This is a genomic window from Streptomyces sp. NPDC042346, from assembly GCF_055581845.1.
On sequence record NZ_JBVJEH010000002.1, the window covers coordinates 265,473 to 288,652 of the forward strand.

The following is a 23,180-nucleotide window of genomic DNA, read 5'->3' on the forward strand; positions in this document are numbered from 1 at the left end:
CCGGGCGGTACGGGACCCGGGGCGCCCGCCACGCGCACGACCCGCCCTCGCGCACGCACGCCCCGTCCTCGCGCGCACACCCCGCCCTCGCGCGCGTACGGCTCAGAGCGCGGGGCGCAGGGAGGTCTCCGTGGTCGCGGGGCCGGCGGTGACCGGACCGGCGAGCGCGCTGCCGCGCCGCCACTCCGCCCAGCTGAGGTTCCAGTCCCCGAAGCCGTTGCCGAAGGGGGTCATCGGCTCGCCATAGCCGTTGACAACCCGGACGAGGTCGCCCTCGCGGACCGTGCGGAACAGCCAGGCGGCGTCCTCGGTGCTCATCCCGGTGCAGCCGTGGCTGACGTTGTCACTGCCCTGTGCGTCGACGGACCAGGGCGCGGCGTGCAGGTATTCGCCGCTCCAGGTCACCCGTGTGGCCCAGCGGACCTTGAGGTCGTAGGAGTCCTGGCTGCCGCGTGCGATGCCGATCGAATCGCCCCGCATGCGGACGAGGGGCTCCTTGCCGAGGACGACCTTGATGCCGCTCCGGGTGCGGTAGCCGGCCTTCCCGGTGGTGACCGGGAAGGTGCGGACCGCCCGCCCGTCGCGGAACACGGTCATCTCCAGGGCGGAGACGTCGGTGACGGCTTCGATGCGGTCGCCGGTGGTGAGGGTGAGCGGCCGTGACGGGCCGCCGAAGAGGCCGCTGCCGACGTGGAGCCCGTTGAGGGCGCTGTGGACGCGGATGCCGGTGCGGGCGGGCCAGTAGTCGCGGGGCCGGTAGTGGAGGGTGGCGGAGTCGACCCAGTGCCAGGAGCCTTCGACCCTCGGGGTGGTGCGGATCTGGAGGGCGCGCTCGACGACACGGCGGGCCGCGGGGTCCTCGGCGGGCACCGGGTGGCTGAGTTCGGCGGTGATCGGCTGGCCGACGCCGTACGTACCGCCGCCCTCCGGACCGAAGGTGACGGTCAGCCGCTCTCCGGCCGGTGCGGCGGCGGTGCGGAACTCCAGCCGGGTGAGGTGGCGGTGGGGTGCGTCGGCTCCCGAGGCGGGGCGTTCGACGACGAGGCGGGCGGTGTAGCGGCCTCCGGCGGGCAGGGCACCGGCGCTCGTCCAGCTCGTGCCGTCCGCGCTCGGTGTGCCGGCGACCCGGCGGCCGCGCCGGTCGGTCACGGTCACGTCGGCGAGCCGGCCGGGACTGCGCAGCAGCAGGGAGACGGGGCCCGTGGCCTGCGCGCCGAGCGTGACGGGGTGTCCCGTGAGGGTGCGGGCGCCGCTCAGGACGAGCGTGCGGCGGGGAACGGAGCACAGGCCGCCGTCGGTGGCACAGCCGTCCACCGAGATCACGGTGGTGGGGTCCGGCGCCCCGGCCGTGGGTGTGTCCCGGTCTGCGGGCGACTGGGCCGCTGTGCCGACGAGGACGGCTCCGACCGCCAGGGACATCGCCCCCCACCCCCGTACGTATCTGCGTGACGACACGTCGGACACCCTCTCCTTCCGGACGGCAGCGTCGGCGGGGTGTCGCCGACCGCAGCATCAAATCGGATGAGAGGAGGAACGGATGATCAAGACACCGCGTGTGGCGGCGGAGGGGGGACGGAGACGACTCGAATGGGTCAGCGGTGGCTCGACGGCAGGTCAGCGAGGCGGTTCGGGCAGCTCCTCGCCGGTCTCCAGCAGCGACTTGAGGCTGGAGACCAGCGCGGGCCACCCCTCCCCGATGAGGCCCTTCATGAGGCCGTCGGTCTCCAGTTCGCCGTGGGTGACGGTGAGTTTGACGGTGTCGCCCGAGGGCTCGATGGCGAAGGTCGCGCGGGACCGGCGCTCCCGGGCCAGGCGCGCGTACACCTCCCGGTCGAGGCCGACGGCCTCCGCCCACGCCGGGGTGAAGGTGTGCCAGGTGTACGAGAGAAGGCGGCCGGGCTCGGCGTCGAGGACGACCTGCTCGGGGTCGGCCGTCCTGCGGCCGCCCTCGTCCCACACCATCGTGGCACCGGGGGTCCACTCCGACTCGAAGGCCACGCCCCAGTAGCGGCGGGTGAGCTCCGGGTCGGTGAGTGCCTTCCAGAGCTCGTCGGGAGTGGTCCGGATGTAGGTGGTGTAGACGAACGTGTCGCTGCCCATCACGCTGCCCCTCGGGTCTGCTCCCCCACGGCCTGCTCCCTCCACCCTAGGCAGGCGCGGGAGCGACGTGCCAGCGAAGCGCCCGTGGTGCTGGTGCGGTCGTTGAATAGGTGCGGAGAGAACTATTCAACGTGCTGCTAGCGTGGCCGGATGTCCCTCAAGCACGCCGTCCTCGCCGCTCTCCTGGAGGGCGAGGCCTCCGGATACGACCTGGCCAAGATCTTCGACGTCTCCGTCGCCAACTTCTGGGCCGCCACCCCGCAGCAGCTCTACCGCGAGCTGGAGCGGCTCGCCGAGGCCGGTCTGATCACGGCCCGCGTGGTGGAACAGGAACGGCGTCCCAACAAGCGGATGTTCAGTCTGACGGAGCCGGGCCGGCGGGATCTGTACGCCTACACGTCGGCTCCGCCGCGGCCGAGCGCCATCCGCGACGAGCTGATGGTCCAGGTGCAGGCCTGCGACGAGGGCGACACGGCGGCCGTCAGGGGTTTCGTGGCGCAGCGGATGGAGACGGCCCGGACCAAGCTGGCCCGCTACGACCGCATGCGGGAGCGGATGCTCGACGGGCGGGACGAGGAGACGTACCTGCGCGAGGCGGAGCGGGTCGGCCCCTATCTCACGCTGATGCGCGGCCGGTTCTTCGAGGAGGAGAACCTGCGCTGGGGCGAGCGGGCCCTCGTGCTGCTCGACCGGCGCGCCGCGGCGCGCGGTGCCGTGCCGCAGCCCACCCGCTGAGCCGTCCCCTTCGGGGGTTACGGGATCATCTACTCTGCGGTAACGTCACCGGCCGGCCACCGGAGGCGCCGGTGGCCCGGACGGACGGATCGGGGACGGGCCTCAATGAACGTCGGTGACCTTGTCGAGGACTTCACCCTTCCGGATGAGACGGGCACTCCGCGCTCCCTCTCGGAGCTGCTGACCGAGGGACCCGTCGTCCTCTTCTTCTACCCGGCGGCGCTCACCCCCGGCTGCACCGCGGAGGCGTGCCACTTCCGCGACCTCGCGGCCGAGTTCCGTGCCGCCGGCGCCCTGCCCGTGGGCATCAGCACCGACGCGGTGGAACGGCAGCTGGAGTTCGCGGAGCGGCACTCCCTCGGCTATCCGCTGTTGTCGGATCCGGACGGAGCGGTGCGGGACCTGTTCGGCGTGAAGCGCGGCTTCTCGCTCGCGCCGACCAAGCGGATCACGTTCGTGATCGGCCAGGACCGGCGCGTGCGGGAGGTCGTACGCAGCGAACTCCGCATGAGCGCGCACGCGGACCGCGCGCTGGCGGCCCTGCGCCGCCCCTGAGGTCACACGCCGAGCAGTCTCGCCTTGGCCGCCGCGAACTCCTCGGGGGTGAGCAGGCCTTGCTGGGCGAGTTCGCCGAGCCGGGTCAGCTGGTCGGTGACCGTCGGGGCCGCCCCGGAGGCCGGTGCCGCGGCCGGCGGGAGCGGGCTCGGCGCCGGTGCGGCGACCTGCTGCGGCTGCGGCTGCTGTTGCTGTTGGGCCTGGAGGTCGGCGATGGCCTCTTCCTGGTCCTGTTCCCGGCGTGCGGAGCGGGCGGAGCTGCGGCCCGCGGCGTAGGCGGCTCCGCCGACGAGGGCGCCACGCAGCAACGGCGCTCCGCGGGGCCTGACGACCGGGCGGAGGAGGGGACGGCGTCGCATGAACATCGGTCAGGTCCTTCCGGCCACGGATACGGCTACGGCCTCGCGGTAGGCGTCCCGCGCCTGTTCGACGTGGTCGGGCGGGATGCGCACGGTCCCCGAGACACGGCCACCGGCCTCACGGATCGCCTCCGCCGCACGCGCGGCCCACACGTGTTCCACGAGCAGCATCAGCGCGCAGGAGCCCGGTTCGAGGGTCTCGGCCGCCTCGGCCGCGTCCTCGGGACCCAGGAGGTTCGCCTCGGGCCCGATCTCGGCGGTGGCCTCCTCGTACTCCTCGTACTCGACGAGCTCGGAGGTGGACACCTCCCCCGTCACGGACTTGACGACGACGAGCGAGTCGATCAGGCGCACCTGGCCCGCTCTGCGCAGGTCCGCGACGGCCGTCACCGCCGCCACTTTCAGCCGCTCCCCCGGGAAGGCGAGCACGACACATTCCACCGGCCCCATGACGCTCCGTTCCTCGTGCGGTCCTCGGCCACCATCCGAACACGGCGGGGGGCGGGCCGCACCCGGGCCCGCCACGACATGCGGGGGCGCGGTGCCTGCACGAGACTCACTCGTACGCCGGGCCTCCCCGGCCCGCGCGGGAACGGAGTGTGCAGGAATGGACGACTACCCTCTCCTCAACGTCTTCTGGACCATGCTGTGGTTCTTCATCTGGATCATGTGGCTCTTCCTGCTGTTCAAGGTGATCACCGACATCTTCCGTGACCACGACCTCGGCGGCTGGGGCAAGGCCGGCTGGCTGATCTTCTGCATCCTGCTCCCCTACCTCGGCGTGCTGGTGTACGTCATCGCCCGCGGCAAGAGCATGGGGCAGCGCGACGTCAAGCAGGCGAAGGCCTCCGAGGCCGCGTTCCAGGACTACATCCGCAAGACGGCCGGGACGACTCCGGCGGGCGGCGGCGCCGCCGACGAACTGACGCGGCTCGCGGATCTGAAGGAGAAGGGCGCCATCACGGACGAGGAGTTCCAGAAGGCGAAGGCCAAGATCCTGACCTGAGGGCGGGACGGCAGGGACGGCGGCGTGCGGGCCTCGGGCCCGGCGCCGCCCCTTAATGCGTACGCGAAATACCGCTTTGATAGGGTCGGGTCGTGAGGTTGACGAAGTTCACCGACCTGGCGCTCCGTGCCGTGATGCGTCTGGCGGTCATCGCGCAGGACGAGTCCGTCACCACGCGCGAGGTGGCGGAGTCGATGGACGTGCCCTACGCCCACATGGCGAAGGTCGTCACCCGGCTCCAGCATCTCGGCGTGGTCGAGGCGCGGCGCGGCCGCGGCGGCGGCCTGGCCCTGACGGAGCTGGGCCGACGCTCCTCGGTGGGCTGGCTGACCCGCACCCTTGAAGGCGAGGAAGAGGTCGTCGCCTGCGAGGGCGATCCTCCGTGTCCGCTGCGGACGGCATGCCGACTGCGGGGTGCGCTGCGCGAGGCGCAGGAGGCCTTCTACCGCGTGCTCGACCCGCTGACCGTGGCGGAGCTCGTCGCCTCGCCGACGGGACCGCTGCTCCTCTCCCTCACTCCCCGCCCCTCCCCCTGAGCCGTGCGCGTCCCTCCCTCGGCACACGCACACTTTTAAATACGCAGATCATTTACCAGATTGAGAGTTCCCATGCTGTCCGAGCAGGCCGCCCCGGTCATCCGTGCCACTCTGCCCGCCGTCGGCGGTGCGCTCGACGAGATCACCGAGCGTTTCTACGCGCGGCTGTTCGCCGCCCACCCCGAGCTGCTGCGCGACCTGTTCAACCGGGGTAACCAGGCCAACGGCGAGCAGCGGAAGGCGCTGGCGGGTTCCATAGCCGCCTTCGCGGTCGCGCTGCTCGACCGCCCGGACAGTCGCCCCGATCTCATGCTGTCCCGCATCGCACACAAGCACGCCTCGCTCGGCGTCACCGCCGAGCAGTACAAGACGGTGCACGAGCACCTCTTCGCCGCGATCGTCGAGGTCCTCGGCGACGCGGTCACCCCCGAGGTCGCCCAGGCCTGGGACGAGGTGTACTGGCTGATGGCCAACGCGCTCATCGCCGTGGAGGCCACGCTCTACCAGGAGGCCGGCGTCGCCGAGGGCGAGGTCTGGCGGCCGATGGAGATCGCCGAGCGGCGCGAGGAGACGGCCGACACCGTCTCCTTCGTCCTGCGCCACACCGACGGGACGCCGACGACCCCGTTCCGGCCGGGTCAGTACGTGAGCGTCCAGGTCGCCCTGCCCGACGGCGCCCGGCAGATCCGCCAGTACAGCCTCTCCGCCGCTCCCGGCCACCCGCAGTGGCGGATCACGGTGAAGCGGGTCGACGGCGACCCGGCGGGCGAGGTCTCCTCGTGGCTGCACGCGCACGCCCGCGTGGGCGACACCGTGGACGTGTCGGCCCCCTTCGGCGATCTGGTCCTGCCCGAGGGCGACGGACCGCTGCTGCTCGCCTCCGCCGGCATCGGCAGCACCCCGATGCTGGCGATGCTCGACCACCTCGCCGCCACCGGATCAACCCGTCCGGTCGCCGTCGTGCACGCGGACCGCTCCCCCGCGTCCCACGCGCACGCCGCCGAGCTGCACCGTCTCGTCGGCGCGCTGCCGCAGGCGGCCCTGCACCTCTGGTACGAGGAGCCGGGCGAGGCCGCCACGGCCCAGCGGGGCCGCGCCGATGTCACCGCGCTCGACCTCCCCGAGGGCACGACGGCATACCTCTGCGGGCCGCTGCCGTTCCTCCGCACGGTGCGCGGCGACCTCCTCGGCCGTGGGACGGCCGCGTCCGACATCCACTACGAGGTCTTCGGTCCGGACCTCTGGCTCGGCGCCGAAAGCTGACGCCTCCTTCCCGAAGGCCACCACCTGCGCCTTCGATCCCCAAGCAACATGGCATTCAGGCTGCGGATACTGCATAGTGAGGGCCCGTATCGGCCTCGCATTCAGCGGGTACGGAGCGAATGGACGGAAGCGATGGGATCGTTCGGATCAGTCGACGGCGGTCGGGGCACGGGGCGGCGGCCGGTACGCGGGATCGCGCTCGACATCGGTAGCTCGCGGACCCGGGCGTGGGCCCCGGGGGCGGGTGTCTTCGCGGACGTGCCGAGCGGTCCCGTACGGCGTGGCCGGGTGACGGACACGGACTCCCATCTCCGGCTGCTGCGGCGGCTGACCGCCACAGCTCCCGGCGACGGCGGACACGACACCGTCGTGATGCTGACCCACCCGGTCCTCGCGGCTCCGGCGGAACGGGAGGCCGCGCGCCGGGTGGTGGACGGGCTCGGCCCGGTGCGGGTCATCGCCGTGGACAGTGCCCGCGCCGCGGCGGCCTATGCCGCCCCGCCCGGCGGCGGTCCGCTGCTCGTGGTCGACCTGGGCGCCCAGCTCACCGAGGTGACGCTCGTCGTCGACGGCCTGGTCGAGGACGCGCGGCTGGCCGAGGTCGGCGTCGACGACGTGCGGGAGTCGGGACGGGTGCCCGACACGATCGCCGGGACGGCCGCCGACCTGGTCAGCGACCTGTGGCGGCAGGACCGCACCGGGGCCGTCCGCGGCGCGCTGCGCCGCGGAGTCCTGGTGACCGGCGGAGGCGCGCTCCGACTGGACGTGACGAGCCGCCTGGCACACCTCCTCCGGGCCCGCCTGCGGCTCGCGAACGACCCGTCGACGAGCGTCGTCCGCGGTGCGGGGCTGATGCTGGCCTCCGCCCTGCGTCACCCGGGCGGCCCCCTCGGCCGCGACTGATCCGCCCGGCCGGTTCAGCAGCCGGTCGACCAGATGTGGGAGTCGCCGCGGTCGTTGGCGGCGCCGTTGTATCCGACCTCCTGCCCCGGGGCCAGACAGATGGTCATGCTCCCTCCCTGCCAGGCACTCTCGTAGACCCGGACGTGGTCCTTGATGCCGGGTCCCGAGATGCCGTGGTTGACCCAGGAGGAATCGGTGTCGGAGATCCAGCTCTCCCACCAGCCGTCGTCGCCGCTCCAGTTGGCACGCTGGCCGCCGAAGTTCGAGTCCTGCCACACGCAGAACTCCCCGCTGGGGCATTCGGCGGCCCCTGCGGAGGTGGAGAGGGCGAGGCCGGCGGTGACGGCGAGCAGGGCCGCTCCGGAGAGGGCGAGGATGCGCTTCACGAGTGGTCGTGGCCTTTCTGCGGGTGGATGGGCGCGGGCAGTGCGACTGCCCGCAGCAGCGCGCGGTCGCGCAGCTGCCGGTATGCGGTGAGCTCATCGCGGTGCAGGGAACGCACCACGATCAGCTCGACGGACTCCAGCCGGGCACGGACGTCGTCGAGTCCGCTCTCCCGGGCGCAGCGGGCCGCGACGGCCGGATCGGGGCCGGCGGGACGTGGACGGTCGGGTGGAGTCGCGCACCGGGTCCAGCGGGCGAGCGCCTCCTGGTGGGCGGGGTCGTCGCGCATACGGGCCTGGGCCTCGGCGCGGAGGTTGTCGACGGTGACCTGGGCCCGGAACCAACGGCCCGGGTCGCCGTAGAGCCTGCCTCGCGCGGAGGCGAGGCAGCCGTCCTTGTGGGCGGTGACGGTGGCACCGGTGGCGAGCGTGACGGAGAGCTCGCGGGGCCCCGCTCCGAAGAGCGCGGCCTGAAGGGTCCGGTCCTCGTCCGGGGCGCGGGCCCGTGGCGTGAGGGTGAGGCCCCGGTCCGCGAGGCAGTCGACGACGAGCCGGTGCTCGGCCGCTTTCAGGAGGGTGTCCTGGGCTGCCCGATCGGCCGGGACACCCGGCTTCCCGGACCCCTCAGGTCCGACGACGGCGCAGCCGGAGAGAAGCAGGGAGGCGGCTGCGGTGACGAGGGCGCGGCGGGCGCGCGGTGTGCTGCGGAACATGGGGTCCCCTTCGAACGTCCCAGGTCGGCGGGGTCCGGGTGATCGTCCGGAGGGCCCGGGAAGATCACTGCCCGGGGCCGGTCCGGCCATGCCGAGGCTCACTCGAACGGGTCGAACGCGCCGGATCGCGCGCCCCTTGGGCGCCCTCAGGAACCCCTTCAGAAGCCGTCACGGGGCCGCTGGTGCCGCTGGTGCCGCGCGGGAATGCCCAGGCCTGGTCCAGGGAACGACAAAGCCCCGGTTGGACGGGGGATTCCAACCGGGGCCGATAGCCGTGACACGAAGAGCGGTCACCTCTAGGGGGGGACCATGGGGACCGGACCCCTTCGACGTCACATACGTATGAACGGAAAACCTTTCCCGAATGTTCCATGTACTACCGCGTGGGCGATGTGAGTCACCTCACCCGGTTTCGACAGGTCCGGTCAGTCCTTCTCGGGGCCGTAGACGACCCCGGGCTCGGCCTTGCCGGGAGCGAGGAGTTCGGGCACCGTCACGAAGGTGAAGCCCCGGCGCTTGAGCTCGTCGACGATCGAGGGGACGGCCGGGACCGTTCCGTCGTAGATGTCGTGGAGCAGGATGATGCCGTCGCGCTGGGCCTGGTCGACCACCCGCTGGCGTATCAGCGCGGAGTCGGTGGTGGAGTAGTCCTTGGCGGTGACGGTCCACAGGATCTGGGCGAGGCCCAGCTCCTTGCTGACCTCGGAGACCGTGTCGTCGGTCCGGCCCTGCGGCGGGCGCATCAGGGTGGGCTTGCGGCCGGTTATCTTCTCGACGGCGGTCTGGGTGAGGGCCAGCTCCTCCCGTACCTCGGCCTCGTCGAGACCGGTGAGTATGCGGTGGCTCCAGGTGTGGTTGGCGACCTCGTGTCCCTCGTCGGCGATGCGCTTGACGACCTCGGGGTAGCGGTCGACGTGCTTCCTGCCGAGCAGGAAGAAGGTGGCGGGGACCTGCTTCTCCTTGAGGACGTCGAGGAGGTGGGGCGTGTCCTTGCCCGGCCCGGCGTCGAAGGTGAGGGCTATGCACTTCACCTTGGCGCAGTCCACGCGTCGGGCTCCCGCACCCGCCTTGTCGTCCGTTCCGGCCTTGGCCCGGGCGTCCTGCGGGGTGACCCGGTCGACCCCGCACCCGGCGAGCGTCAGCATCAGCGATGCGGCGGCGAGGACGACGGCCGCCGTTCCCCTGCGGCGGCCCGGCCTGAATCGGAGCATGGTGGAACCCGCTTTCCCCTGTGAAGGTGTGATGTCGGTACGGTCGCCACCGCCTGGTCAGGACGGATCATGCGACGTCAAGGACTCTACACACGGTGTATACAGGTGATCGCAGGGGGGGTGCTCAGGGGGGCGCGGGCATGCGTGAGCCCCGGGCGGCGCCCGTCCGCTCCGCCCGGGGTGTCCGTGCCTGACGGCTCAGCGGGAGGCGAGCAACAGGCGGGCCTCGGTCTCCTGGTCGCCGGAGACCGACTGCAGGGACTGGACGTCGAAGCCGGCGGCGAGCACACGCTCGACCTCGTCGACGGCGTGGTACCCGCCGGTGAGCGTGGCGCCGACCAGCGCGGACAGATGCGTGGGGGCCACCTCCTCACGCCGCCCGGCGGCCGTGTCGAAGGTGGCCATCCAGACGGTGGTGGCCGGCCCGTTCGCCGCCTGCGGGCTCGGGGTCTCCATGTCCTCCAGCTGGTAGACACGGTCGAGGACGTCGAAGACGGCCTGGGCGTCCTCCCGGCAGCAGTCGCTCAGCTGCACCGTGACGTCGGTGTCGATGTGCAAGTCGTACACGTCGCTCATCTCCTCGCGGCTCGCAGCCCTCGTCGTGCCACGCGCCCTCGTGCCACGTCTCCAGCATCCCTCGTGGCACGGACTCCCGCGAGGCACCGAGCGGTCCCGTCGTCCCGCGCTCAGCGACCGCCGGTGATCGCCTCGACGGTGTCGGCCTCCGAGGCCGGTTTGTCGGGACGGTGGCGTACGACGCGGGCGAAGCGGAGGGTGATGCCGGCCGGGTACCGCGTCGAGCGCTGGAGCCCGTCGTAGGCGATCTCGACGACGAGCTCGGGGCGCACCCGTACGGTGAACCCGTCGTCCGCCACGGCGAGTTCGCCGAGCCTCCGGGTCTGCCAGCGGAGCATGTCGTCGGTGAGCCCCTTGAACGTCTTGCCGAGCATGACGAAGCCGCCGTCCTCGGCGCGCGCCCCGAGGTGGAGGTTGGAGAGCAGCCCGGTCCTGCGCCCGTGGCCCCGCTCGACCGCGAGGACGACGAGGTCCACCGTGTGGACGGGCTTCACCTTCAACCAGGTGCGGCCCCGGCGGCCGGCCACGTAGGGCGCGTCCAGGGCCTTGACGAGGACGCCCTCGTGTCCGCGCTCCAGCGTCCCGGCGAAGAACCGCTCGGCCTCCTCGACCCGTGCGGGATCGGCCGGGTCCGTGACGACGAGGCGCCGGACCCGCTGGGACTCGGGGAGCAGCCGGGCGAGGACGGCATGCCGGTCCCGGCCCGGCCGGTCGATCAGGCTCTCGCCGTCGGCGGCGAGGACGTCGAAGAAGACGGCCGTCAGCGGCAGGGCGGCCCGCGCGCCGGCCACGTCGGTACGGGAGCCCACGCGGGCGGCGATGGACTGGAAGGACGCGGGGCGCCCGGTGCCGGGATCGAGGGCGATGGCCTCCCCGTCGAGGATGAACGCGTCGGAGGGCACGGCACGGGCGCTCGCGACCACTTCGGGGAGCCGGTCGGTGATGTCGTCGAGGGAACGGGTGTGGACCCGCACGTCGTCGCCGCTGCGGTGCACCTGGACCCGGATGCCGTCGAGCTTCTCCTCCACCGCGCAGGCTCCCAGGGCGGCGATCGCCTCGGCGACGGAGGCGGCGGTGTGCGCCAGCATGGGCTGCACCGGGCTCCCGACCCGCAGAGTGAACCGGTCGAGCGCGGTGACCCCGTGGGCCAGGACCGCCTGGGCCACCGGGGGCAGCGAGCCTTCGAGCATGACGGCGCGGCGCAGCTCGGCGGCGGGCACGGTGGCGGCTTTCGCGACGCCTTCCAGGGCGACGGCGTCGAGGGCCCCTTGCCGTACGTCCCCGGAGAGGAGCCGGAGCAGCAGCTCCTGTTCGTCGAGGGTCGCGGCGGTGAACAGGGCGCGGACGAGCCTGTCCCGCTCCGCCCGGGCGCCCGACCCCGAGACGGCGGCGAGCTCCGAGAGCGCGGTGTCGACGCGGGCGATCGTGAGGCCGGGCGCCTCGGCGGGCGGGACCGCCGGCGGCGCGACGTTCTTGAGGACGCTCCACCCGACGCCGATCCGCCCTTGTGGGAGGCGGCCCGCGAGATAGGCGATGACGAGTGGGCTCTCCTCGGGCACGGCCTCCGCGAAGAGCTCGGCCAGCAGCGAGATCTTGCGCGAGCGCGCGGAGGTGGCGGCGACCTCCCGGGACGCCTCCGCGACACGGGCGAGCAGCATGGGCCCATCCTCCCCACACCGCGCCCGCGCCGCACGCCGACGCCCGTCCGGTGCCACGTCAGGGCCAGGCCACCGGGCGCTTCCCTCTCCCGCCGCGCGGGGCACCTGCTGTCTTCCAGCGCAGGAGCCGGTCGAGCAGCCGGGAGCGGGAGGAGCCGCCTCGCGGCGGTAGCTCCGCCCCCGGACGCACCGCGGGGAGCCGCATGGCGGGAATCTCCGACGCAGGCACCGACTCCGCCACCGAGCCCGGCTCTGGACCCGGCTCCAGGGCCGGGTCCGGCTCCGGCCCCACGCCCAGGCCCCGTGGCGGCTCCACACCTCTCGGGGGCAACGGCGCTCGCGCCGGGACCTCACCGGGGTGCGGGGCGGGGCGGTCCGCGCGTGCCTCCTCCAGGGCCAGGGTCAGGCTCATCCGGTGCCAGAGGACCTCGTCCGGCGCGTCGGCCAGCGCGAGCAGGTCGGTGATCTCGCGGGCCGCCTGAGAGACCGGTTGGCCGGGCTGCGGTGGCGGGCGCAAGCGGTCGAGGTGGGCGCGCTCGTACGGATCGCCGACCACCTCGGCCAGATGGACCGGGTGGAGCATCGAAGCGATGGCGGCCGCGCGCGCCCAGGGATCGTCGGTCGCCCGGAGGAGCAGCGCCAGACGGCGTGCCCGCCAGTTCCTCGGCCGCGCGTCCTCGTGCGCGTCCAGTCTCTCGCGCACGTCCAAGGGCAGCCGCCCCGTGAGCAGGGCCGGGTGGGCGAGGGCGAACTCGGTCACCTCTGCCGCGAGGTACCTCCACACCACCGCCCGGTAGCGGTTCAGGTAGAACCGCACCGGACTGAGGTGTCCCGTCCTGGCCAGCCGTGTGAACCGGTCCGGGGGCACGGAGAGCAGCGCGGCGGCCTCCCGGGTGCCCACCTCCCGCACCCGCTCGCGCAGGCCCTCGGGGAAGTCCGGCGCGGCCCTGAGCCGGTCGATCTCGGCCCGCTCGACACGCCGCCGCTCCCCGTCGCCCACCGGCACCGTCCTCACCAGGCCCAACTGCGCGGCGAGCCGGAACTCGCCGCGCCGCAGCTCCAGTTCCTCCGCGGCCTGCCCCGGTGTCACCGTGCGCGCACCTTCGTCCACCGTCATCGCGTGACCCTCCCCCGTACGTCCGTGGTCTCTCGTACTCCGACAAGAGAAACGTAACGCAGAGCGACGACACACGTGCGGTCTGTGGACAACACCCTGTGGACAACCCGCCGTCGGAACTCAGAACGCGGTGTCGCCCGGGCGGCCCGGCTGGCGTGCCGCCACGCCGAGGTGCTCGCCGACCCGGTTGACCAGCAGCGTCATCTCGTACGCCACCTGGCCGACATCGGCCTCGGCCGCGCTGAGGACGCAGAGGCAGCTGCCCTCGCCCGCCGCCGTCACGAAGAGCAGCGCCTCGTCGAACTCCACCATCGTCTGCCGCGCCCGGCCGGCCCTGAAGTGCCGGCCGGAGCCCCTGGCCAGGCTGTGCAGGCCCGAGGAGACGGCGGCCAGGTGCTCGGCGTCCTCGCGCGCGAGACCACTGCTCGCGCCCGTCACCAGACCGTCGTTCGACAGCACCAGCGCGTGCTGTATGAACCCGACCCGTTGCGTCAGATCGTCGAGAAGCCAGTCCAGTCCCTTGTCCAGCGCCATGCGTGGTCCTCCCCCTTGGTGGTGCGTCCCCGTCGACCCGCAAGTCTTCGGCTCCGCGTGTCGTGGCAAGCCTTACGCACTGTCGTGGACAGGGCAAGCACCGCACCGCGCCCGCGCGTGCCGTCCGATGTCCGAGGCGCGAGGCACTATGGGGGCATGACGAGGATGACCGAGGATCAGTGGCGGGCCTTCGTGTCCGCGGGGACCCGTACCGGCAAGCTGGCGACCGTCCGTGACGACGGCAGTCCGCACGTCGTGCCGATCTGGTTCCTGCTCGACGGCGACGACTTCGTGTTCAACACGGGCAAGGACAGCGTGAAGGGCCGCAATCTCGCCCGCGACCCGCGGGTGTCGCTGTGCGTGGACGACGACACCCCGCCGTTCGCCTTCGTCACCCTGACCGGTCGCGCCGAACTCGGCGAGGACCCGGTCGAGTTGCGCCACTGGGCCGCCCGTCTCGGCGCGCGCTACATGGGTGAGGACCGGGCGGAGGAGTTCGGGGAGCGCAACGGCGTCCCCGGCGAACTCCTCGTCCGGGTGCGGATCGACAAGGTGATCGCCCGGGGCGGCGTATCCGACTGAGGGCGGGGCGCCGAGCACCGCGCCCTCAGCCGACGCTGTCGAGGAGCCGGGCGGTGTGCATCCGCCCGGCGTACTCGACGAGACGGATGAGCACCTCCTTGCCCGAGTCGCGGTCGCGCGCGTCGCACAGCACCACGGGGGTGCCGCGGTCGAGGTCCAGCGCGCGGGAGACGTCGTGCGCGCCGTAGGTGCGCGCGCCCGTGAAGCAGTTGACGGCGACGACGAAGGGGATCTTGCGGTGCTCGAAGTAGTCGACGGCCGGGAAGCAGTCCTCCAGGCGCCGGGTGTCGGCGAGCACGACGGCTCCCAGGGCGCCCTGCGACAGCTCGTCCCACAGGAACCAGAACCGGTCCTGACCTGGGGTGCCGAAGAGGTACAGGGAGAGCCCGGACCGGATCGTGATGCGGCCGAAGTCCATCGCGACGGTCGTGGTGGTCTTCTGGGCGACTCCCCCGGTGTCGTCGACGAGCTCGCCGGCGCGGCTGAGCTGTTCCTCGGTCCGCAGGGGCCGGATCTCGCTGACGGCGCCGACCAGGGTGGTCTTGCCCACGCCGAATCCGCCGGCGACCAGGATCTTCAGGGCGAGGGCGGCGGTGTCCACCCCGTCGCCCGCGCCGGTACCGGTGCTCTCAGAGCGCTCGTAGGCCATCGATGACTTCCCTCAGGATTCTTTCGTCGGGGAGCTGTGCGGGAGGTACGGGCCTGCTGACGCGGACGAAGCCCGATTCGAGGAGGTCGCCGAGGAGCACCCGGACGACTCCGACGGGCAGGTCGGCGTCGGCGGCGAGCTCCGCCACCGACTGCGTCTCGGCCCGGCACAAGGCGAGCAGGGAGCGGTGTTCGGGGCCCAGGAGGCTCTCCTCGGCCGCTCCCGGCGGGTCGTCGTCGACGACGACGAGGGCGATGAGGTCGAACCGTACGTTGCTGGGACCCGGGCGGGTCCGCCCGCCGGTCATCGCGTACGGGCGTACGAGCGGCCCGGCGTCGGCGTCGTACCACTGACTGCCCGGTGCGGACGGGCCGCCGCCGGTGCTGTCCTCGTTCATGGAGGTCTCCGGGTCAGCCGGCGGCCGGCGGGGTCACCGTGAGCCGCGGCGGGGTGTGCAGATGCTCGCCGACGCGCTTGACGAGGCGGGCCATCTCGTAGGCGATGAGGCCGATGTCGGCGCTGACCGAGCTGAGGACCGCGAGGCAGGAGCCGTCGCCCGCCGCGGCGACGAAGAGGAATCCGTCGTCCATCTCGACCATCGTCTGGCGGACTCCCCCGGTGTGGAACTGCCGTCCCGCGCCCTTGGCGAGGCTGTGGAAGCCGGAGGCGATGGCGGCGAGGTGCTCGGCGTCCTCCCGGCTGAGTCCGCTGGAGGAGCCGACGGCGAGTCCGTCGTTGGAGAGCACGACGGTGTGGCGGACCTCGCGGACCCGCATGACGAGGTCGTCGAGGAGCCAGTCGAGCTCACCGGACCGGTGAGGGGAGATCCTCTCGTGGTCGATCATGCGTCGTCTCCTTCGAAGCGGGGGGCCATGGGGTCGATGAGGTCGTGGTGCGGCGCGTGGGACTCGGCGCCGAAGCCGGTCCCGAGGGGACGTCTGCTGCCGGGGGCGGGGCCGCCGCCGCGCTGCCAGCCGTCCTGGTAGGCCGCCATCCGGTCCCGGACCTGCTCCGGGGTGCGCGCGTCCGTGCCGGGTGCCGCGGGTGCGAAAGCCGGGGCCGGAGCGGGTGCCTCGCGCAGCTGCGGGACGAGGTTGGCCTGCCGTACGCGGCGGGGCAGATCACCGTCGGGACCGCCGAGGGCGCCGAGGGAGCCGGGGGTGCCGGGGGTGCCGGGGTCCCCGTAGCCGCCGTGGTCTCCTCGCGGGCCATGAGCGCCGGGACCGGCCGGAGTCGTCGGCGGCTGCGCGGGAGTCGGCATCCGTGGCAGCGGCGGAGTCGGCGGCACCGACGACGATGCCGGCGCGGCCGGGGCCGGGGCCGGGGCCACCGGGGCCGGGGCCGCTACGGGCGGCGTCGGGCCGGAGGGGCCGCGCTGGCGCAGGGCGGTGACACCGGCGGGAGGGGGACTCTGCTCCGGTCGCGCCGCCAGGGCGGGGACCGCCGTCGGGCGGGTCAGGGGTTGGGGGCGGGACTGCGGGCGGGGGCGGTCCGTCGGCTGGGGACGGTTCAGGGGCTGCGGGCCGGCCGGCGGCTGCGGGGTGCCTCCCCGGGGGGCCGCGGCGGGACCGAGAGGGAGGGTCGGCGTCGGGGTACGGGGGCCCTGAGGGCGGCCGAAGCGGCGGGCCTCCGCGCGCTGCGCCTCCTCGTGTTCCCGTGCGGCGCGCGAGGCGTCCGCGACGGAGCCGCCGGCACGCGGGTCCCTCGCCCGCGGCTCGCCCGTGCGGGGGTCGCCGCCGGGGGTCGCGTCGGCCGGAGTCCGCCGCCGCCCGGCGTTCCCGGCCTGGGTGGCGGTGTCCACGCCCTCGGGGCCCGGCCCGGCGGTCGCCGGGGTTCCCCGCCCGGGCGGCAGTGCGCCCTGGAGAAGGTCGGTCGGAAGCAGCACGACGGCTGTCGTCCCGCCGTACGGGGAGGTCCGCAGATGGACCTTGATGTCGTGGCGGGAGGAGAGACGGCTGACGACGAAGAGGCCGAGCCGGTCGCTGTCGAAGAGGTCGAGGGCCTCGGACTGGGCGATGCGGGCGTTGGCATCGGCGAGGGTCTCCTTGCCCATGCCGAGCCCACGGTCCTCGATCTCCAGGGCGTAGCCGTTGCCGACGGGTTCGCCGCTGACGCGCACCTTGGTGTGGGGCGGGGAGAACTGGGCGGCGTTCTCGATCAGTTCGGCGAGGAGGTGGGTCAGGTCGGCGACGGCGCCGCCGACGACCGCCGTCTCGGGCAGCCGACGCACCTCCACGCGCGCGTAGTCCTCGATTTCGGATACGGCGGCCCGGACGACGTTGGTGAGGGGGACGGGCATGCGCCAGGCGCGGCCGGGGGCGGCACCGGAGAGGATGATCAGGCTCTCGGCGTGGCGGCGCATGCGGGTGGTGAGGTGGTCGAGGCGGAAGAGGTCCCCGAGCTCGTTGGGGTCGTCGGCCCGCCGCTCCATGCTGTCCAGGAGGTTGAGCTGGCGGTGGACGAGGACCTGGCTGCGGCGGGCGAGGTTGACGAAGACCCCCGAGATGCCGCTGGCGAGTTCGGCTCGTTCGACGGCCGCGGACAGAGCCGCGCGGTGGACGGTGGTGAGCGCCTCACCGACCTGGCCGATCTCGTCCTGGGAGACGGGGCCGGGCGGTGCCTCGGCCCGCACGTCGATCTCCTCTCCGGCGCGCAGGCGGCGCATGGCGGACGGGAGTTTGCGGCGCGCGATCCCGAGGGCGGTGTTGCGGAGGCTGACGAGCTCGACGACGAGGCCCCGGCCGATACGGACGGAGATGACCAGGGAGGCGGCGACGGCGGCGAGGCCGAGCAGGACCGCCGCGCCGCTCAGGCTGAGTGCGCCGCCCGCGAAGGGGTCGGCGCGGTCGGCCGCCGCCGTGCGCGCCTCGGTCTCGATCGCGGTGAGTCCGCTCCGTACGGCGGCCAGGGTGTCGTCCCAGTCGGCGGAGGTCACGGCCTGGGCGGCGGGGCGGCCGGACGCCGCGGCGAGGACGCTGTCCTCGGCTCGGACGAGTCGGGCGTGGTCGCGGCCCGCCGCGAGCCGGGCCCACTCCGCGCGGGTGGCGGCGGGCAGGTCGGAAGTGGCCGAGGCGGTGAGGGTGCGCCGGGTCTCGACGGCTCCGGCGAAGACGCGGAACCGCTCCGGGGTGAGGCGCCCGGTGAGGTGGGCGGAGCCGAGGAGGGCGTCCTCGCGGGACAGCATCTCGCCGGCGCGGCCGAATTCGAGGAGCACGCGTGCCTCGGAGCCCTGCTGGGTGTCCTGGATGCCGGTGAGGGCGCCGCCGACGGCGAAGCCCGCGGAGACGGCGGCGGTGTACTCCTCGTACACCTGGTCCCCGTCGGCGCGCCCGTCGACGGCGGCGGTGCGGAGCCGGGCGAGGCCCTCGACGGTGCCGACGAAGACGCTCACCCGTGTGGGGACGTCGCCGGGCAGGTCCCCGGTGTCGCCGACGGTGTGGTCGTCGTCGAGGCGAAGACGGTCGAGGGCCGCGTCCGTGCGGCGTATCCGGTCCTCGAGTTCGGCGGACCGGGTGGCGCCGGGCGCCGCGACCTGGCGTACGGCGGCGCGCCGTTCGGCCTGGAGCGCGCCGATCGCGGCCGCCACGGGCTCGCGGATCTCGGCGTCGACGCGCTGGAGCTGGCGGAGCCGCGCGACGTCCTGTGCGGTGGTGACGGTGGCGAAACCCCAGAGGGCGAGGAGCGAGACGACCGGGACCATCAGGAGCGAGACGATCTTGGCGCGGACGGTCCGGGGACGCAGTCCGAGTCGCGCGGGGCGGCCCCGGCCCGAGAGGGAGGACCCCGAGAGGGAGGACCCCGGAAGGGAGGACCCCGAGAGGGAGGACCCGGCGGTGGGGGTGTCCGGGGCGTCCGGGGTGGTCGTGCGACCGGCAGTGGGGAAGGCCTCGGGGGCGTGGTGCGGCCCCTGCTCCTCGGCGGGTGGCCCGGCGTGTGCGCGTCGCCCGCGCGCGGCCGCCGGCGGCGGAGCCGTCGCCTCGGCGTCCTTGGTCTTGCGGGGAGTTCGCATGGGCTCCTCGTTCCGGCTGCGTCTGTCTCTGGTGCGGTGTGAAGGTGCAGGTGAAGGTGTGGGTACAGGTGAAGCTGAGGGTGAAGCGGATGGAAACAGTGACGGTGAGGGTGAGGCTCAGGTCATGAGCGGTAGGCGCCTTCGGCGGTGCGGAAGCCGGCGGGCGCGACGTCCACCGCCCGTTCGTCCGGTTCGGTGAGGCGCTCGGCCGAGGCGTACGCGGCCCGCTCCCCCGCCGTCGGGGAGAGGGCGACGAAGGCGGAGGTGATGAACAGGTACGAGCCGAGTCCGACGGCGAGCGGGAAGATGAACTGCATGACCGTGGCGCCGGGGAGAACGGCGGAAGAAGGGACGACGTCGACCCGCACCGCGAGCATGCCCGTGTAGTGCATGCTGCTGACGGCCGCTCCCATGACGAGCGAGGCGACGGCCACGGCCGCCGGTGCGTGGATGTTCAGGGCCGCCCACAGCGCCGCGGTGGCGGCCACGACCGCGATCACGACCGAGAGGGCGACGAGCAGGGGGTCGAACCGGACCTGTCCGTGCAGCCGGAGCGCGGCCATGCCCATGTAGTGCATGCTCGCCACGCCGACGCCCGTGGTCAGTCCGCCGATCAGGAGCGAACGGACCCGGTCACGGCCGTACCCGACGGCGAACACGCCGACGCCGACGACCGCCATGGCCACGACCAGGCTGAGGATGGTGAGGGGAACGTTGTAGCGGATGTCGGTTCCGGTCACGCCGAAGCCGAGCATCGCGACGAAGTGCATCGTCCAGATGCCGGTGCCGATCGCGGAGGCGGCGGTGAGCAGCCAGTTCCGCCGCGATCGGCCGGTCGCGTCGAGCGCCCGTACGGTGCAGCGCAGCCCGAGGGCAGCGCCGATGCAGGCCATCGCGTACGACAGCGCGGGTGTCAGCCAGCCGAAGGTGGCGTGGTCCAGGTGTCCCATGGCTCAGGGACGCTAGTGCGCACACGGGGGCGCACCAGGGGCGCATTTCGAAAGCTGATGGAATATGACAGAGAGATGATCCCGAACGATCACGCCGAGTTCGAACGTGCACACAGAACGTTCACACCTCCGGGTGGTGGATCATGAGCGCATGAGCGATGACCCCACACACGTCCGAGAGTTCTTCGGCACGCGCGCCGCCGACTGGGACCGTCGGTTCCCCGACGACGGCCCCGCGTACGCCGCCGCCGTGAGCGAGCTCGGTCTGCGCCCCGGTGACGCGGTACTGGACGCCGGCTGCGGCACCGGCCGCGCCCTCCCGCCGCTCCGCGCCGCCGTCGGACCGACCGGCACCGTGCTCGGCGCCGACCTGACCCCCGAGATGCTCGCCGAGGCGGTACGGGCGGGACGCGGCCGACCGGGGCAGGGCGCACCCGACGCTCAGGGCGACCCGGACGGCGCCGGGACGCTTCTGCTCACCGATGTCGGCCGGCTGCCGGTGCGCGACGGCGCGCTCGACGCCGTCTTCGGGGCGGGGCTCATCTCCCATCTCGCCGACCCCGTCGCCGGTCTGGGGGAACTCGCCCGGGTCGTCCGTCCCGGGGGCCGCCTCGCGCTGTTCCACCCGATCGGGCGTGCCGCCCTCGCGGCCCGGCACGGCCGGCAGATCACGCCGGACGACCTGCGCGCCGAACCCCGGCTGCGTCCGCTCCTCGCCGAGGCCGGCTGGCGGCTCGTCAGCTACGTGGACGAGGACGCGCGCTACCTGGCCCTGGCCGTTCGCGAAGGCTGAACCGCACGCCTGAACCGCCGCACCTGAACCGCCGTACCTGAACCACCGCACCTGAACCGCACACCTGGACCGCCGCGTCCGAACCGCCTCGTCCGAACCGCCGCGTGTGTCGACCGGGGCCGCCCCCTGCGCCGACACGCGCCGGGGCGCACCGCCTTGCGGAGGGCAGACAGCCGGACACTCCGCCATCGAGGGTGATTCTGCCGATCATCGGGTGATCACCTCGTGGGCGCAAGGAACTCTCCCCCCAGTTTCAGCAGATGAACCAGGTGCACGACGTGCGGATGGACACGTGCCCCGGGAAACAGGAGGAAGAGATGGCCCGCTACAGACAGACGGGCGGTGTGGCCCTCGGCGCGATGGTGCTGGGCGTCTCCACCGTGGCCGGCTTCGCCCCGGCGCGCGACGGTGGTGAGGCCGGCGCGTCCGGGACTGCCGCGCACGAACGGACCGTGCGGGAGGCCGTGGCGGCGGGGGCGCTGAGCCCGGACACCGGCGAACGGATCACGAGGGCCCACCCGCCATCGGACACCGGCGCGGGCGTGCGCGCGACGGAGGGGGACGCGACCGAGGACTTCGGGGCCGAGCACGTCAGGGGCCGGGTCGCCCGGGTCGTGCCCGCCGCGCTCGCCCCCGTGTGCGGCAGCGGCTACGGCAGTGAAGTGACGTTTCCTCTCTTCGGCGACGTGACCGTGCAGGCCGTCGAGGAGGCCCGCTCGATGGTCGGCTCCACCCTCGTCTGGCACGGGACCGTCGCCGGCACCGTCGACCAGAACGTCGTCGTGACCCTGGACGGCGGCTGCGACAAGACGCCCGGCAACGAGATCCTGAGCGCCCAGTTCCTGCTGGGCGGTGACCTCTACGCCATCGAGCCGCTGGCGCCGGGCCGGGTGAGGATCGTTCAGCTCACCCCCCTCACCGACGAGGACGAGCAGCCCACCGGTGCCCCGCCGGCCGCCGCGATCGCCGCGGAGGCCGACCCCGGGAAGAAGCCCGCGGCCGCGGCCGAGGACGACACCCGGGCCGCGCCCGAGTCCGCGGCCGCGCTCACGGCAGCGGCGGCCGCCGCCTGCAAGGGCGGCAAGGGGTACGCCCTCATCGACACGCTCGTCGGATACACCCCCGGCGCCCGCACCGAGGCGGGCGGCGACGCCCAGATCAAGGCCCTCGCGACCAAGGGCGTCACCCTCGCCAACGACGCCTTCTCCGCGAGCGGCACGAAAGTCCGGCTGAGGCTGGTCGGCACCACCCTGGTGACCGTGCCGGCCGCCAAGGACGGCGTCACCAACAGCCTGCTCAGCGCGCTCGTGCTGCCCACCGACGGCGTCGCCGACAACGTCCCGCAGCTGCGCGACCAGTACGGCGCGGACCTCGTCTCGGTCATGGCCGCCGGCCGCGCGGCGGGCGGGCTGGGCTACACCCCGCCCGACCCCGGCCCGTCAACGGCCGCCTGGGGCTACAGCGTCGTCGGTCGCGGTGCCATCGGCAACTACTCCATGGGCCACGAGATCGGCCACAACCTGAGCGCCGACCACGACCGCGTCACCCAGCCCGTGCAGCCCGAGAACGGCGCCACCGGGTACTTTCCCGCCAAGGGCGGCTGGTCGTCCCTGATGGCGTACGAGTCCAGCTGCCGCAAGGCGACCAAGGGCGCCTGCACCCGGATCAACCACTTCACGAACCCGAAGCAGACGTACCGCGGAGAGCCGATCGGCATCCCGATCGGCAAGCCGAACCAGGCCGATTCCTCCGACGTGCTGAGCAGGACGGGCGTCGCCGTCGCCGCCTACCGCGCGGCCAAGACCCCGGACGCGCTGTGCGCGGTGACCTCCTCGGTCTCGCCCGCGGGCGCCGGCACCGTCGAGGCCGCCCTCCCCGGCCCGTACCCGCAGGGCACCACCACGGTCCACTCGGCGGTCGCCGCCAAGGGGTACGTGTTCAGCGGCTGGAAGCTCGACGGCAAGGCCGCCAAGGGCGGGGCGACCGGTTTCCGCGTGCCGGCCGGCGACCACACCCTGGTGGCGGTCTTCACGAAGGGCACCACCCCCACGTCGACCGTCACCACCAAGACCAGCGGCAGCGGCACCGTGAAGAAAGCGCCCGCCGAGCGTGCCGAGCAGGAGGGCGCCGACCTCCTCTACGAGGCCGTGCCGGCAGCGGGCTGGGACTTCGCGGGATGGCGGCTCGACGGGTCGAGTGCGGGTGACGACGACACCGTCGCGATCGACGTCGGCACCGAGGACATGGAACTCACCGCGGTCTTCGAGCAGCGGCGTCACGCCCTCAAGGTGGAGTGCGGGGGCGGCAGAGGCACTGTCTCGCTCTCGCAGGACGGGCCGTACTCGGACGGCGACACCGTCGTGGCCACGGCGGTGCCCCACCCCGGGTACGTGTTCGTGGACTGGCTGCTCGACGGAGAGCCGTACGGCGGTGACGAGGACCGGTCCCTCGGCGAGACGGCCCTCACCTTCGAGGAGGAGGGGCACACCCTGACGGCGGTCTTCGCCCGCGCCTAGGCAGTTCCCTGATCGCTCCTGACCGGAACCGT

The 23,180-nt window shown here is 73.3% G+C and carries 25 protein-coding genes; 9 read left to right on the forward strand and 16 right to left on the reverse strand.

The features are described 5' to 3' along the window. Positions 1 to 102: 102 nt before the first annotated feature. Entirely contained in the window at positions 103 to 1,455 is a 1,353-nt protein-coding gene (locus tag ACZ6K0_RS09855) for a L,D-transpeptidase (RefSeq protein WP_469575643.1), read from the reverse strand. 159 nt (positions 1,456 to 1,614) lie between these two features. After that, a complete protein-coding gene (locus ACZ6K0_RS09860; protein WP_376406552.1) occupies positions 1,615 to 2,100 on the reverse strand; it encodes an SRPBCC family protein in 486 nt (161 codons plus the stop codon). Positions 2,101 to 2,250: 150 nt separating this feature from the next. On the opposite strand from ACZ6K0_RS09860, the gene ACZ6K0_RS09865 reads away from it, so the two are divergent. Both ACZ6K0_RS09865 and ACZ6K0_RS09870 read left to right on the forward strand, forming a co-directional pair. Further along, the gene (locus ACZ6K0_RS09865; protein ID WP_469234009.1) at positions 2,251 to 2,835 is read left to right on the forward strand and encodes a PadR family transcriptional regulator; all 585 of its coding nucleotides are present in this window, start codon (positions 2,251 to 2,253) and stop codon (positions 2,833 to 2,835) included. Between the two features lie 105 nt (positions 2,836 to 2,940). Next, the gene (locus tag ACZ6K0_RS09870) at positions 2,941 to 3,390 is read left to right on the forward strand and encodes a peroxiredoxin (protein ID WP_376406556.1); all 450 of its coding nucleotides are present in this window, start codon (positions 2,941 to 2,943) and stop codon (positions 3,388 to 3,390) included. Between the two features lie 2 nt (positions 3,391 to 3,392). On the opposite strand, the gene ACZ6K0_RS09875 is transcribed toward ACZ6K0_RS09870, so the two are convergent. Together ACZ6K0_RS09875 and ACZ6K0_RS09880 are read right to left on the reverse strand one after the other, a co-directional pair. Further along, positions 3,393 to 3,749, reverse strand: coding sequence for an SHOCT domain-containing protein (locus ACZ6K0_RS09875; RefSeq protein ID WP_376406558.1), 357 nt, complete (start codon positions 3,747 to 3,749; stop codon positions 3,393 to 3,395). Positions 3,750 to 3,758: 9 nt separating this feature from the next. After that, the gene (locus ACZ6K0_RS09880; RefSeq protein WP_469234007.1) at positions 3,759 to 4,199 is read right to left on the reverse strand and encodes a DUF6325 family protein; all 441 of its coding nucleotides are present in this window, start codon (positions 4,197 to 4,199) and stop codon (positions 3,759 to 3,761) included. Between the two features lie 157 nt (positions 4,200 to 4,356). On the opposite strand from ACZ6K0_RS09880, the gene ACZ6K0_RS09885 reads away from it, so the two are divergent. The 4 genes from ACZ6K0_RS09885 to ACZ6K0_RS09900 all read left to right on the forward strand — a co-directional run bounded on the left by ACZ6K0_RS09885 (position 4,357) and on the right by ACZ6K0_RS09900 (position 7,457). Beyond that, complete coding sequence (locus ACZ6K0_RS09885) at positions 4,357 to 4,755, forward strand: SHOCT domain-containing protein (RefSeq protein WP_376406562.1); 399 nt, start codon at positions 4,357 to 4,359, stop codon at positions 4,753 to 4,755. A gap of 92 nt (positions 4,756 to 4,847) precedes the next feature. Continuing rightward, positions 4,848 to 5,291 carry an RrF2 family transcriptional regulator gene (locus ACZ6K0_RS09890; protein WP_358473204.1) on the forward strand — a complete coding sequence of 148 codons (444 nt, stop codon included), beginning with the start codon at positions 4,848 to 4,850 and terminating at the stop codon, positions 5,289 to 5,291. A 72-nt stretch (positions 5,292 to 5,363) separates the two neighbouring features. Continuing rightward, entirely contained in the window at positions 5,364 to 6,554 is a 1,191-nt protein-coding gene (locus ACZ6K0_RS09895; RefSeq protein ID WP_469234005.1) for a globin domain-containing protein, read from the forward strand. Positions 6,555 to 6,842: 288 nt separating this feature from the next. Next, positions 6,843 to 7,457, forward strand: coding sequence for a rod shape-determining protein MreC (locus ACZ6K0_RS09900; RefSeq protein WP_376406566.1), 615 nt, complete (start codon positions 6,843 to 6,845; stop codon positions 7,455 to 7,457). Positions 7,458 to 7,471: 14 nt separating this feature from the next. Here ACZ6K0_RS09900 and ACZ6K0_RS09905 read toward each other — a convergent pair whose 3' ends face one another. The 7 genes from ACZ6K0_RS09905 to ACZ6K0_RS09935 form a co-directional block, all read right to left on the reverse strand. After that, complete coding sequence (locus ACZ6K0_RS09905) at positions 7,472 to 7,843, reverse strand: peptidase inhibitor family I36 protein (protein WP_376406568.1); 372 nt, start codon at positions 7,841 to 7,843, stop codon at positions 7,472 to 7,474. Further along, positions 7,840 to 8,553: a hypothetical protein gene (locus tag ACZ6K0_RS09910; protein ID WP_469234003.1), complete on the reverse strand. Its 714-nt coding sequence runs from the start codon at positions 8,551 to 8,553 to the stop codon at positions 7,840 to 7,842. Before ACZ6K0_RS09910 ends, ACZ6K0_RS09905 begins: the two co-directional genes overlap by 4 nt. Before the next feature lie 425 nt (positions 8,554 to 8,978). Continuing rightward, on the reverse strand, positions 8,979 to 9,764 hold the full coding sequence (locus ACZ6K0_RS09915) for a polysaccharide deacetylase family protein (protein WP_376406572.1): 786 nt from the start codon (positions 9,762 to 9,764) through the stop codon (positions 8,979 to 8,981). Positions 9,765 to 9,962: 198 nt separating this feature from the next. Continuing rightward, the gene (locus tag ACZ6K0_RS09920) at positions 9,963 to 10,340 is read right to left on the reverse strand and encodes a hypothetical protein (RefSeq protein WP_376406574.1); all 378 of its coding nucleotides are present in this window, start codon (positions 10,338 to 10,340) and stop codon (positions 9,963 to 9,965) included. A gap of 110 nt (positions 10,341 to 10,450) precedes the next feature. Next, on the reverse strand, positions 10,451 to 11,998 hold the full coding sequence (locus ACZ6K0_RS09925; RefSeq protein ID WP_469234000.1) for an ATP-dependent DNA ligase: 1,548 nt from the start codon (positions 11,996 to 11,998) through the stop codon (positions 10,451 to 10,453). 58 nt (positions 11,999 to 12,056) lie between these two features. Then, entirely contained in the window at positions 12,057 to 13,115 is a 1,059-nt protein-coding gene (locus tag ACZ6K0_RS09930; protein WP_469233998.1) for a DUF6397 family protein, read from the reverse strand. 120 nt (positions 13,116 to 13,235) lie between these two features. Beyond that, positions 13,236 to 13,649, reverse strand: a complete 414-nt coding sequence (locus ACZ6K0_RS09935) for a roadblock/LC7 domain-containing protein (RefSeq protein ID WP_376406580.1) — start codon at positions 13,647 to 13,649, stop codon at positions 13,236 to 13,238. A 156-nt stretch (positions 13,650 to 13,805) separates the two neighbouring features. Here ACZ6K0_RS09935 and ACZ6K0_RS09940 point away from each other — a divergent pair, with 156 nt between their 5' ends. Further along, positions 13,806 to 14,231: a PPOX class F420-dependent oxidoreductase gene (locus ACZ6K0_RS09940; protein ID WP_469233996.1), complete on the forward strand. Its 426-nt coding sequence runs from the start codon at positions 13,806 to 13,808 to the stop codon at positions 14,229 to 14,231. 25 nt (positions 14,232 to 14,256) lie between these two features. On the opposite strand, the gene ACZ6K0_RS09945 is transcribed toward ACZ6K0_RS09940, so the two are convergent. From ACZ6K0_RS09945 to ACZ6K0_RS09965, 5 genes are all read right to left on the reverse strand, one after another. Next, positions 14,257 to 14,880, reverse strand: coding sequence for a GTP-binding protein (locus ACZ6K0_RS09945; protein WP_376406584.1), 624 nt, complete (start codon positions 14,878 to 14,880; stop codon positions 14,257 to 14,259). Then, positions 14,861 to 15,277, reverse strand: a complete 417-nt coding sequence (locus tag ACZ6K0_RS09950; RefSeq protein WP_453550592.1) for a DUF742 domain-containing protein — start codon at positions 15,275 to 15,277, stop codon at positions 14,861 to 14,863. The genes ACZ6K0_RS09945 and ACZ6K0_RS09950 overlap by 20 nt, the downstream gene beginning before the upstream one ends. Before the next feature lie 13 nt (positions 15,278 to 15,290). Then, the gene (locus ACZ6K0_RS09955) at positions 15,291 to 15,725 is read right to left on the reverse strand and encodes a roadblock/LC7 domain-containing protein (protein ID WP_317592368.1); all 435 of its coding nucleotides are present in this window, start codon (positions 15,723 to 15,725) and stop codon (positions 15,291 to 15,293) included. Next, a complete protein-coding gene (locus ACZ6K0_RS09960; RefSeq protein ID WP_469233994.1) occupies positions 15,722 to 18,889 on the reverse strand; it encodes a sensor histidine kinase in 3,168 nt (1,055 codons plus the stop codon). The genes ACZ6K0_RS09955 and ACZ6K0_RS09960 overlap by 4 nt, the downstream gene beginning before the upstream one ends. 122 nt (positions 18,890 to 19,011) lie before the next feature. Further along, positions 19,012 to 19,839: an MHYT domain-containing protein gene (locus ACZ6K0_RS09965; protein WP_376406590.1), complete on the reverse strand. Its 828-nt coding sequence runs from the start codon at positions 19,837 to 19,839 to the stop codon at positions 19,012 to 19,014. 151 nt (positions 19,840 to 19,990) lie between these two features. Here ACZ6K0_RS09965 and ACZ6K0_RS09970 point away from each other — a divergent pair, with 151 nt between their 5' ends. Continuing rightward, a complete protein-coding gene (locus ACZ6K0_RS09970; protein WP_376406592.1) occupies positions 19,991 to 20,632 on the forward strand; it encodes a class I SAM-dependent methyltransferase in 642 nt (213 codons plus the stop codon). A 317-nt stretch (positions 20,633 to 20,949) separates the two neighbouring features. Continuing rightward, a complete protein-coding gene (locus ACZ6K0_RS09975) occupies positions 20,950 to 23,148 on the forward strand; it encodes an InlB B-repeat-containing protein (RefSeq protein WP_469233992.1) in 2,199 nt (732 codons plus the stop codon). Positions 23,149 to 23,180 lie beyond the last annotated feature (32 nt).